The organism is Terrabacter sp. BE26, assembly GCF_041941675.1.
In the GTDB taxonomy this organism is placed as follows: domain Bacteria; phylum Actinomycetota; class Actinomycetes; order Actinomycetales; family Dermatophilaceae; genus Terrabacter.
In genome coordinates this window covers 1,826,889-1,837,036 of sequence record NZ_CP090122.1, presented here as the reverse complement: position 1 = coordinate 1,837,036, position 10,148 = coordinate 1,826,889, and the positions used below count along the sequence as shown (strand labels likewise).

The 10,148-nt window shown below is 71.2% G+C and carries 11 protein-coding genes; 9 read left to right on the top strand and 2 right to left on the bottom strand.

What is annotated here, in order from left to right; genetic code table 11:
- Positions 1-241 precede the first annotated feature (241 nt).
- From LQK93_RS08570 to LQK93_RS08545, 6 genes are all read left to right on the top strand, one after another.
- A complete protein-coding gene (locus tag LQK93_RS08570) occupies positions 242-517 on the top strand; it encodes a WXG100 family type VII secretion target (protein WP_374971118.1) in 276 nt (91 codons plus the stop codon).
- Between the two features lie 49 nt (positions 518-566).
- Positions 567-842, top strand: coding sequence for a WXG100 family type VII secretion target (locus LQK93_RS08565; RefSeq protein WP_374971117.1), 276 nt, complete (start codon positions 567-569; stop codon positions 840-842).
- 775 nt (positions 843-1,617) lie between these two features.
- Positions 1,618-2,970 (top strand): DUF6421 family protein, encoded by a 1,353-nt coding sequence (locus LQK93_RS08560; protein WP_374971473.1) that lies wholly within the window; start codon positions 1,618-1,620, stop codon positions 2,968-2,970.
- Positions 2,967-3,731: an SDR family NAD(P)-dependent oxidoreductase gene (locus LQK93_RS08555; RefSeq protein WP_374971116.1), complete on the top strand. Its 765-nt coding sequence runs from the start codon at positions 2,967-2,969 to the stop codon at positions 3,729-3,731. Before LQK93_RS08560 ends, LQK93_RS08555 begins: the two co-directional genes overlap by 4 nt.
- Positions 3,732-3,791: 60 nt before the next feature.
- A complete protein-coding gene (locus LQK93_RS08550) occupies positions 3,792-4,850 on the top strand; it encodes a threonine aldolase family protein (RefSeq protein ID WP_374971115.1) in 1,059 nt (352 codons plus the stop codon).
- Positions 4,851-4,891: 41 nt separating this feature from the next.
- A complete protein-coding gene (locus LQK93_RS08545; protein ID WP_374971114.1) occupies positions 4,892-5,566 on the top strand; it encodes a class I SAM-dependent methyltransferase in 675 nt (224 codons plus the stop codon).
- A 22-nt stretch (positions 5,567-5,588) separates the two neighbouring features.
- Here the strand turns inward: LQK93_RS08545 and LQK93_RS08540 are convergent, their stop codons facing one another.
- Complete coding sequence (locus LQK93_RS08540; protein WP_374971113.1) at positions 5,589-6,227, bottom strand: peroxiredoxin; 639 nt, start codon at positions 6,225-6,227, stop codon at positions 5,589-5,591.
- Positions 6,228-6,483: 256 nt separating this feature from the next.
- Between LQK93_RS08540 and LQK93_RS08535 the strand changes: the two genes are divergently transcribed.
- Both LQK93_RS08535 and LQK93_RS08530 read left to right on the top strand, forming a co-directional pair.
- Positions 6,484-7,149, top strand: coding sequence for a DedA family protein (locus tag LQK93_RS08535; protein WP_374971112.1), 666 nt, complete (start codon positions 6,484-6,486; stop codon positions 7,147-7,149).
- Positions 7,150-7,240: 91 nt separating this feature from the next.
- Entirely contained in the window at positions 7,241-8,044 is an 804-nt protein-coding gene (locus LQK93_RS08530) for a DUF4190 domain-containing protein (RefSeq protein WP_374971111.1), read from the top strand.
- 93 nt (positions 8,045-8,137) lie between these two features.
- Here LQK93_RS08530 and LQK93_RS08525 read toward each other — a convergent pair whose 3' ends face one another.
- Positions 8,138-8,470, bottom strand: a complete 333-nt coding sequence (locus LQK93_RS08525; RefSeq protein WP_374971110.1) for a YtxH domain-containing protein — start codon at positions 8,468-8,470, stop codon at positions 8,138-8,140.
- Positions 8,471-8,684: 214 nt separating this feature from the next.
- Between LQK93_RS08525 and LQK93_RS08520 the strand changes: the two genes are divergently transcribed.
- On the top strand, positions 8,685-10,133 hold the full coding sequence (locus LQK93_RS08520; protein WP_374971109.1) for a purine-cytosine permease family protein: 1,449 nt from the start codon (positions 8,685-8,687) through the stop codon (positions 10,131-10,133).
- Positions 10,134-10,148 lie beyond the last annotated feature (15 nt).

The window sequence follows — 10,148 nt, the reverse complement described above, 5'->3', positions numbered from 1 at the left end:
GCGTTCCGGAGGGCGGGACGGCATACGCCACCGGTGGCGCGCGAGGTTGGCGGTCATGGGGAGTGCTCCCCATCGACACCCGTGCGAGCGTCACATACCTTTCCTTCTGTCGACGAAAGCCGTGGACGGGACGAACCGCCCGCGGCCCCGTCGAGGAGTGACATGAGCGGGCCTGCAACGGGTGGTCCGGAGAAGAGAGCTTCCCGAATCCGTCGGGGGAACACAGGCAAAGGAGAAGGACATGGCTTGGCTCGGAATGAACGACGATGAGGTCAACGCCCAGGGCAACGTCCTGCAGCAGCAGGCCGAGGCCATCCAGAAGCTCATCCAGAAGGTCGACTCCGAGGTCGAGTCGCTGAAGCAGAACTGGCAGGGCGACGACTCCAAGCAGTTCGAGCAGGAGTGGACCGGCACGCACCGTCCCGAGCTGCAGAAGGCGCAGAAGCTGCTCACCGAGATGAAGTCGACGATCGACCGCGAGGTCTCGCAGCAGCGCAGCACCTCCTCGCAGTACTGACCGACCGCATCTCGTCCACCAATCCGCAGACTTCTGAAGGGGAACTGACATGGCTGTCTACAAGAAGGGCATGAACGCGGACGCGGTGTCCGCGTCCGGTGACAAGCTCGTCGGCTACAAGGGCGAGCTCGACGGCATCGTCGAGGCCGTCAACAGCGCCGTCTCGCAGATCAAGGGCAACTGGGGCGGCACCGACTCCGACCAGTTCCAGAGCGACTGGCACGGCCAGCGCCAGGTCGTGACGGCCGCCGGCGAGAAGCTCGACGCGATGGGCAAGAAGTGCAAGACGAACGCCGAGGCGCAGAAGCAGACCTCGTCGCGCTGAGACCGGGTGCCGCCGAAGCCCCGGCTCCGCGCCGGGCGAACGAGGGGTGGTCGCTCCCACAGGGGAGCGGCCGCCCCTTTCGTGTGCCGTCCGCCCGGGGGCGTGGTGGGTTGCAGGAACGTGCGTCGGCGTCCGGTTGGTGACCACTAATTGGCGTCCCTGCACCGCGATCCCGTAGATTCTTCATTCAGACAGCAACAACACCGAAGTTTCTGCGGACGGGAGCCCCTCCATGAGCCTGTTTCCCCTCGTCTCCCTCGTGGCCGACCGCCCCGACCTCGCCGCCGCCCTGAGCCGGCGCGGCTGCATCACCACGCCCTCCGCGGCCGCCGACGTCCTCGTCGTCGAGGCCGCGCAGGCCGGCGACGACCAGGTGCGTGAGGCGCTGGCCGCCGGTCGCGGCGTCGTCGTGCTCGGCGCCCCCTCGAGCGCGCTGGCCGGAGTGGTCGCGCGTCGCGAGGACGAGCCGCACGAGAACGGCACCGACGCGGGCCTGCACCCTGCCGTACGGGTGGAGCGCGACACCGAGATCGGCGAGGACCTGCTCGCCCGGGTCGACCTGGGCGGGTTGCGCGCAACCGGCTCGCTCACCGTCGAGGCCCCCGCACAGCCGGTCGTTGCGGCCGGTGGCGCTCCGGTCGTGGCGACCACCGGCGGCGTCACCCCCGAGGGGGGTCGCGCCGTGGTGCTCGCCGTCGAGCCGGTGTCGTCCGCCGGTGACCAGTCGTTCGCCGAGCTCGTCCACAACGCCGTCTCCTTCGTCGCGCCCCGCCCGGTGCGGCACGCCAAGGCCTCGGCCCATCCGCTGGTCTCCTCCGGCGCGTGGGTCGGCCTCAAGGCCGCCGTCACCGACCTGCGGGCGCTGCAGGCCAAGGACGGATCCGTCCCCGAGGAGGGTGACCACGCGGAGGCCGCCGCCCACGTCGGCCGCGTCGTCGCCGGCATCGAGGCGCTCGCGCCGTCGCTCCCGCACGACGCCGACTACCTCGAGGCCCTCGTCAAGGACTTCAGCCGCTGGGCCGACAGCGGCTTCGGCGTGCCCGACTTCTACGACTCGCTCGTGGCGTTCGAGCCGGCGCAGCACCGCGCCGACGGGTTGGTGCACGTCGTCGTCTTCCCGATGTACACCCAGAACGGCAACCCCGCGCGCCAGGTCGAGGCCGTCCTCCTCGAGGTGATCTGGCCCGACTTCGTCGCCGAGCTCGAGGGCGGCGACTACTCCAACAAGCTCTTCCTGCCGATCCGCTTCCTCGACTTCACCGCCGGCTACGACACGAACTCGGCCGTGCTGTTCCCCGAGACCGTCGCCATGCGCGAGATCCCGACCTTCACGTGGGGCGGCATCTTCGCCGACCGCGAGGCCGCCCGCTTCCGCCGCGTGGTCACCGAGGCGGCCTCGGTCACGCGGCTCTCGCTGCCGCCGGACGCCGCCCGCCTTCTCGCCGACCAGCAGCTCGCCGAGCGCGCCTTCGTCATGTGGGACCTGATCCACGACCGCACCCACATGCACGGCGACCTGCCGTTCGACCCGTTCATGATCAAGCAGCGCATGCCGTACTTCCTCTACTCCCTGGAGGAGCTGCGCTGCGACCTGACGGCGTTCCGCGAGGCGGTCGCGCTCGAGGGTGAGGGTCACCCGTACGCGCGCTTCGTGCAGTACGCCGTGCTCTTCGACCGCATCTTCCGCTTCGCCATCACCGGCGACCGCACCCGCAACTACGACGGCCTCGGTGGGCAGCTGCTCTTCGCGTGGCTGCACCAGAGGGGCGTGCTGCACTGGACCGACAACCGGCTCACCATCGAGTGGGACCGCGTCGCCGAGCCCGTGCTCGAGCTCGGCCGGGCCGTCGAGGACCTCTACTGGCGCTCGATCGACCGGCCCAAGGTGGCGCACTGGCTGGCCGCCTACGACCTCATCGCCTCGGTGCTGACGCCGCACCCGATGTCGGCGTGGGCTCGCCACCGCGACGGTGACCTCGCCGCCCTGCCGCTCGACGGCCCGCCGAAGGGTCTGACCGACGCGGTGCTGCCCGACGAGTTCCCGCTGTCGATGTTCTACGAGGCCCTCTCCAAGAAGATGAAGGACGTCATCGAGTCGACGGCCGGCATCACGGGGGCCAGCGCATGAGCGCGAACGGCACCGGCGACAGCGTCGCCACCGGGGCCCGCCGGCCGCGGGTCGTCGTCGTCACGGGGGCCACCGGTGGCACGGGCCGCGCCACGTGCGCGGCCCTGCTCGCCCGGGGCGAGCGCGTCGTCGCGGTCGGCCGCGACGAGTCCACCCTCGCCACGCTGCGCGACGAGCTCGCCGGCGCCGGCGACGGTGTGCTGGACACGCGTGTCTGCGACCTGCTCGACGCCGAGGCCGTACGCGTCCTGGCGCGGGACGTCGTGTCCGCCCACGGCGGCGTCGACGCCCTCTTCCACCTCGTCGGCGGCTGGCGCGGCGGCAAGGCGTTCACCGAGTCCACCGACGACGACTGGCGCTGGCTGTCGGGCAACCTCGTCGACACGCTGCGCCACACCACCCTCGCCCTGCACGACGACCTGCTCGCGTCGGGTCGTGGGCGCATGGCGATCATCGGCGCGGCAGGGGCGACGGAACCGACGGCCGGCAACGCGGCATACGCCAGCGCGAAGGCCGCGGCGCAGGCGTGGGTCGGGGCGCTCGCCGACTCGTTCGGCTCGGCGCGCTCGTCTGGGGCCACCCCCGGCTCGGCCGCCGCGGTCGGTGTGGTGAGGTGGATCGGGTCCGGGCGCGCGGCCACGAGCCCCGCCCGGATCGCCGACTGGCTCGTCGGGCTGCTCGACGCCGACGCCTCGGCGGTCAACGGCGCGAGCGTCCCCTTGTGGGAGACTCCGGCCGCCGAGCTGCCCGACCCTGCCTGACCTGTCTGTGCCCATGGGCCACTTGGCTCGGCGCCGCCCACCGACCCGAGTGAGGACCCCGTGACGACCCTGCACGACCGCGACCGGCGCGGCTTCGCGTCCGACAACTACGCCGGGCTGCACCCCGAGGTGCTGGCCGCGCTCGCCGACGCCAACGGCGGTCACGAGATCGCGTACGGCGAGGACGCCTACACGGCACGGCTGCAGGAGGTCGTGGCCCGTCACGTCGGAGAGGGCGCCGTCACCTGGCCGGTCTTCAACGGGACCGGCGCCAACGTCGTGGCCCTGCAGGCCCTGCTGCCGCGCTGGGGTGCCGTCGTCTGCGCCGAGACGGCCCACATCAACACCGACGAGGGCGGTGCTCCCGAGCGGATGGGCAGCATCAAGCTGCTCACCGTCCCGACCCCCGACGGCAAGCTCACCCCCGAGCTCGTCGACCGGCAGGCCTGGGGCTTCGGCGACGAGCACCGCGCCCAGCCGCTCGTCGTCTCGATCACCCAGACCACCGAGCTCGGCACCTGCTACACGCCGGACGAGGTCAGGGCCATCACCGACCACGCGCACTCCCTCGGCATGCGGGTCCACCTCGACGGCGCCCGCATCTCCAACGCCGCCGCCACCCTGGGCGCCGACATCGCCGCCTTCACGAGCGAGGCCGGCATCGACGTCCTCAGCCTCGGCGGCACGAAGAACGGCGCCCTCGCGGCCGAGGCGGTCGTCGTCGTGAACCCCGAGCTGGCCGCCGACCCGACGCTCGGCATCATCCACGTGCGCAAGCTCTCGATGCAGCTCGCCTCGAAGATGCGGTTCGTGTCGGCGCAGCTGATCGCGCTCTACGAGGGCGACCTGTGGCTGCGGTCGGCCTCGCACGCCAACGCCATGGCGACGCGCCTGGCCGCCGGCGTCGAGCCGCTGGGCGGCGTGACGATCCAGCGGCCGGTGCAGGCCAACGCGGTCTTCGCCGTGCTCGACCGTGACGTCGCGAACGCGCTGCGCGAGAAGTTCCGCTTCTACGACTGGGACCCGGCCACCGGCGAGGTGCGCTGGATGTGCTCGTGGGACACGACGGAGGCCGATGTGGACGCCTTCGTCGCTGAGCTGACCCGCCTGCTCGGCTGAGGAGCGCGGGCTCCGTCGGTCGCGTCTGGCAGGCTGCGCGCATGGCATCGGGAGCGACGGCAGCGGACCGCGACATCGCCGGCGGCTACGCGTCGGTGCGGGACGCCTACGACACCGTCGCCGCCGACTACGCGGCGTACTTCCCCGACACGCAGGCCGAGACCCCGCTCGAGCTCGCGATGGTCGACGCCTTCGTCGCGGCGGTCGGACCGGATGCGGACGTGCTCGACGCGGGCTGCGGCGCCGGGCGGATGAGCCGCTACCTCGCCGACCGAGGGGTGCGACCCCACGGCGTCGACCTCTCGCCCGGCATGGTCGCGATGGCCCGGCGCGACCATCCCGAGCTGCGGTTCGGCGTGGCCTCGCTCGACGCGCTGCCGTTCGCCGACGCATCGGTCGACGGGGTGCTTCTCTGGTACTCGGTCATCCACACGCCCCCGTCCGGACTCGGGCAGCTGCTCGCCGAGGCCGTACGCGTGACCCGGCCGGGCGGCCACCTGCTCGTGGGCGCCCAGTCGGGACACGGCATACGCGACGTGGCGCCGAGCTACCGACGCTTCGGGCACGACATCACGCTCGAGCGGCACCTCTACACGGCCGACGACCTCGCGGCCGGACTGGCTGCCGCGGGCGCCGCCGAGGTGGCGCGGCTGGTGCGCCGCGCCACCGGCAACGAGCGGGACGACCAGGCCGTGGTGCTGGCCGCGCACGCCTGAGTCGGGGTGAGCAGGAGACCGGTCAGGCGGGAGCGGTCGTGTAGCGCAGGTAGGGCTTGACCTCCTCGACCGCGTCGTCGCCGAAGCGCTCGCGGGCGTCCGCGGTGGACACGGTCGGGGCCACGATGACCTTCTCGCCCACGCGCCAGTCGGCCGGCGTCGAGAAGGGACCGCGGTCGGTCAGCTGCAGCGCGTCGACGGCGCGGAGGATCTCGTCGAAGTTGCGCCCGACGCTCTTGGGGTAGGTCAGCGAGAGCCGCACCTTGTTGTTGGCGTCGATGACGAAGACCGAACGCACCCCCGACGTGTCGCCCTCACCCGGGTGGATCATGTCGTAGAGCTCGGAGACCTGGCGCGAGTCGTCGGCGATGATCGGGTAGCCGACGGTGGCGCCGCCGACCTGCTCGATGTCGCCCTTCCACGCCTCGTGCTGGTCGACCGGGTCGACCGAGACGGCGAGGACCTTGACGTCGCGTCGGGCCCATTCGTCCGACAGCGCTGCGACGCGTCCCAGCTCGGTGGTGCACACCGGCGTGAAGTCGGCGGGGTGGCTGAAGAGGACGGCCCAGCTGCCGTCCTTCCAGTCGTGGAACCGGATCGGCCCCTCGGTCGTGGTGGCCTCGAAGTCCGGGGCGGTCTCGCCCAGTCGCGGTGTTGCCATCGGCTCGTCCTCTCGCGCTCTGTGGTGGGGCGCTCCGGCCCCTGGGTCCGGCGCCATTGTGTCCATGAACCATGCTGTGACGTTATGGGTGTCCAAATGTCGTGACGGGCAGCTCGTGAGGGCGCTCGCGATGGGTACGTCTCCCAGAAGAGGCACAGGCACGACCCGGAGACTGGGTGGCCAGACCGAGAACCCCGACGACCTGACGACCTGCCGCCGACCACCGCCGACCTACCGCCGACCTGAGGAGTCCGTCGTGAGCGCCCTGCTCGAGAACATCACCCACGAGGTGCTGAGCGCCCCCACGTGGCTCGTGCTGCTCGTCGTCGGGACCGTGGTGTTCGTCGAGGACGCGCTCTTCGTCGGGTTCGTCGTCCCCGGCGAGACGGTGGCCCTGCTCGGTGGGGTGGCGGCTTCCCTCGGCCACGTCCCCCTGGCGGCAGTGCTCGTCGTGGTGATCGCGGCGGCGATCCTCGGCGACACCGTCGGCTTCGAGGTCGGCCGTCACCTCGGCAGCCGGGTCGTGCGGCTGAAGGCCTTCGACAAGCACCGCGACCGCATCGCCTCGGCCCAGGACTTCCTCGCCCGGCGTGGAGGCGTGGCCGTCTTCCTCGGCCGGTGGACCGCGTTCCTCCGGGCGGTGACCCCGGCGCTCGCCGGCATGTCGAAGATGCACTACCCGACCTTCCTGCGGTGGAACGCCGCCGGCGGGATCGCCTGGGGCACGGTCGTCGTGATGGCCGGCTACCTGGCCGGCCAGTCCTACGCCAAGGTCGAGGCGTGGCTCGGGAAGGGTGCCGCGGTCGTGGTCGGCGTCATCGCGGTGGTCGCCCTCGTCGTGTGGCAGGTGCGCCGCCACCGCGCCGAGTCCGGCGACGGCTCACCGGCCCGCGAGTCGGCGGACAGCTCGCAGGCCCGCTGACGGGCGGGTCCGGAGGCTCGGGCGCCGTCGCCGCTGACCGCAGCGTCCGCTTTCGTCCATGCGGCCGCTCGGGCGTGGGATGCTCCTCGCCGTGACCCCCGAACTGCCGCCTCCCAGCGGCCCGCCACAGGCTGCCCCCGTCGCGGAGCTTCCCCCGACCCCCGTGACCCAGACCCAGCCGCCGAGTCCGTATGCCGTCCCGCCCGGACCGTTCCAGCCGGGCCAGCCGGATCAGGCGCCCCTGCCGGCCGTGCCGCGGGCAGGGCGGGTCAACGCACTCGCGATCGCCGCCCTGTGCTGCGGGCTGGCCGCCTTCGTGCCGCTCGTCGGTGTGCTGGCCGTCATCTTCGGTGCCGTCGCCCTGAACCAGCTCCGGTCCGGCTTCCAGCGCGGTCGCGGCCGCGCCATCGCCGGCATCGTGCTCGGATCACTCGGGACCCTTGCCTGGGCCGCTGTTCTCGCCATCGCAGTGGTCGCCGCTCTGGCGGCAGTGCCGCAGCCCGGTACCACTGGGCAGGCGGCCGGGCAGGCGGCCGGGCAGGCCGGCAGGTCGCAGGTCTTTGTCGACAAGCTGAAGGCGGGCGACTGCTTCCTGGGTGGTGGCAAGGACCAGATCGACCTGGTCACGCCCGTCCCGTGCACGTCGCCGCACGAGAGCCAGGTCGTCACGGTGATCGAACTGCCCGGTGGTCCGTATCCGGGCGAGGCCAAGGTGACGGCGGAGGCCGAGAAGGGCTGCACCGACAAGGCCGAGCCGCTGGTGACCGACACGGCAATCGACGACCTCGACCCCTCCTACATCTACCCGGACGCCGACACGTGGCAGGGGGACCGGTCGGTCCTGTGCCTCGTGGACGCACCGTCCGGCACCACCACGGGGTCGGCCCTGAAGTAGCCGACAACCCCCGGGTGTGCGTGAGGCCCCCTTCCGGCTGGAAGGGGGCCTCCCGCGTACCCGGCCTGCCCGGGCTGACCCGGTCGCCCGCCCTCAGGGCAGCGGGCCCTTGGGGCCGGTGTCCTTCTGGACCTGCACGGCCTGCTCGATGAGCTCGTCCGAGTGCGCCGAGTCGGAGTCGGAGGGGCCGGACACGGCCGAGGTGACCTTGTCGGTCGCGGTCCTGGCGGCATCGGCAACCTTGTCGGCGACGACCGGCGCCTGCTCGCGCACCAGCTGTGCACCCTGTCTGGCCTTCTCCTGGACGCGGGAGTCGTCCTTGAGCTGGCCGAACGCGCGCATGAACTGCTCGTAGGGCTGCCGGCCGGCGCGTGAGCCGAGCAGGAAGCCGACGGCGCCGGCGGTGACGAGAAGCAGTCTCTTCATGGGGGCCTCCGTGGGTCGGGTCGGCAGTCCTGGCTGGACGCCGACGATTGCCCTGGCCATACCCACCTGCGCCCCGGTAGGCGGCAGGCGAGCGCACGTCGGTTCGTCTCTGGTGCTCCTCCGCCATGAGCAGGCATAGTGGCGTTGCGTCGCCACGTACCGGGATCCGAGGGTCCCGCACTCCCACCTGGTCGTGTGAGAAGAGGCGTGACAAATGGCTGCTGAGTCCAAGATCGCAGGGATCGAAGTCAGATCCATCGACTACGTCCCGCTCAACGAGCGTCACGGGAAGCTGTGGCACCTCGGCCCCCTGTGGTTCATGTCCAACGCCCAGATCGCCACGCTGGCCGTCGGGCTGATCAGCATCACCCAGGGTGGCTCGCTGTTCTGGTCCGTCGTCGCCATCGTGCTGGGTGTGCTGGTCGGCACCCTGTTCATGGCCTTCCACTCCGCCCAGGGCCCCCAGCTGGGCCTGCCGCAGATGATTCAGTCACGGCCGCAGTTCGGCTACGTGGGGGCGCTGCTCGTCTGGCTCTTCGCCTACCTGCAGTACGCGGGTTTCAACGTCTTCAACACCATCCTCGCGGCCGACGCCCTCCAGAGCACGGCGCACGGGCCCACGTCCCTGTGGATCGTCGTGGTGACGGCCGTCGCGTTCGTGATCGCGCTCATCGGCTACGACATCATCCACCGCTCCGAGCGGATCCTGACCTACCTCATGCTCGTCATCTTCGGCATCTTCACGATCGCGCTGTTCCTCATCCCCTACCCGCCGGGCACGTTCGACATCGGTCCCTTCCGCCCCGTCCCCTTCTTCGCGCAGTTCGGTGTGGTCGCGGGCTACCAGATCAGCTGGGCGATCTACGTCTCGGACTACTCGCGGTACCTGCCGCCCGACGTGACGGTGCGCAAGACGTTCCTCTGGACCTACTGGGGCTCCGCCCTCGGGGGTGCGTGGATGATGATCGTCGGTTCGGTGCTGGCCGCCTGGGCCGGCAAGAGCTTCAGTGGGACCGGCATCGCCGAGATCCAGGCCGTCGGGGACCACGTCTTCCACGGCTTCGGCAGCATCGTCCTGCTGCTCGCCGCGCTGGGACTGGTCTCCGTGACGGCCCTCAACATGTACGGCGGCTCGCTCACCCTCATCAGCGCGATCGACTCCTTCGTCGCAATCGCCCCGCGGACCTCCGTACGCGTCGTCACGATCGGCGTCACGGCCGCCTTGTCGCTGGTCGGTGCCCTGCTCGCGACGAGCGACTTCCTCGCCAACTTCAACGACTTCCTGCTGGTGATCCTCTACCTGTTCATCCCGTGGACGGCCGTGAACCTGGTGGACTACTACTTCGTGCGCCGCGGCCACTACGCGATCGCGGAGATCTTCCACCCACGTGGGATGTACGGCCGCTGGAGCTGGCGCGGCATCGCGGCATACCTCATCGGCTTCGTGGTGATGATCCCGTTCTTCGCGGTCGGCAAGGTGTTCACCGGGCCGGTGGCCCGTGCGCTCGGCGGCGTGGACATCTCCTTCTTCATCGGGCTGCCGGTCGCGGGACTGCTCTACTACCTGTTCGCCCGGTCGATCGACGTCGAGGCGGAGACGAAGGTGGCGCTCGCCGAGCGCCAGGAGCTCGAGGCCGCCGCGGCGCAGCACGCGCTGCCGTAGTCGCCGGTGACCCCA

Coding starts and splice junctions, on each gene's coding strand:
- LQK93_RS08570 (WP_374971118.1), top strand. CDS start 242: ATGGCTTGGCTCGGAATGAACGACGATGAGGTCAACGCCCAGGGCAAC.
- LQK93_RS08565 (WP_374971117.1), top strand. CDS start 567: ATGGCTGTCTACAAGAAGGGCATGAACGCGGACGCGGTGTCCGCGTCC.
- LQK93_RS08555 (WP_374971116.1), top strand. CDS start 2,967: ATGAGCGCGAACGGCACCGGCGACAGCGTCGCCACCGGGGCCCGCCGG.
- LQK93_RS08545 (WP_374971114.1), top strand. CDS start 4,892: ATGGCATCGGGAGCGACGGCAGCGGACCGCGACATCGCCGGCGGCTAC.
- LQK93_RS08540 (WP_374971113.1), bottom strand. CDS start 6,227: ATGGCAACACCGCGACTGGGCGAGACCGCCCCGGACTTCGAGGCCACC.
- LQK93_RS08525 (WP_374971110.1), bottom strand. CDS start 8,470: ATGAAGAGACTGCTTCTCGTCACCGCCGGCGCCGTCGGCTTCCTGCTC.
- LQK93_RS08520 (WP_374971109.1), top strand. CDS start 8,685: ATGGCTGCTGAGTCCAAGATCGCAGGGATCGAAGTCAGATCCATCGAC.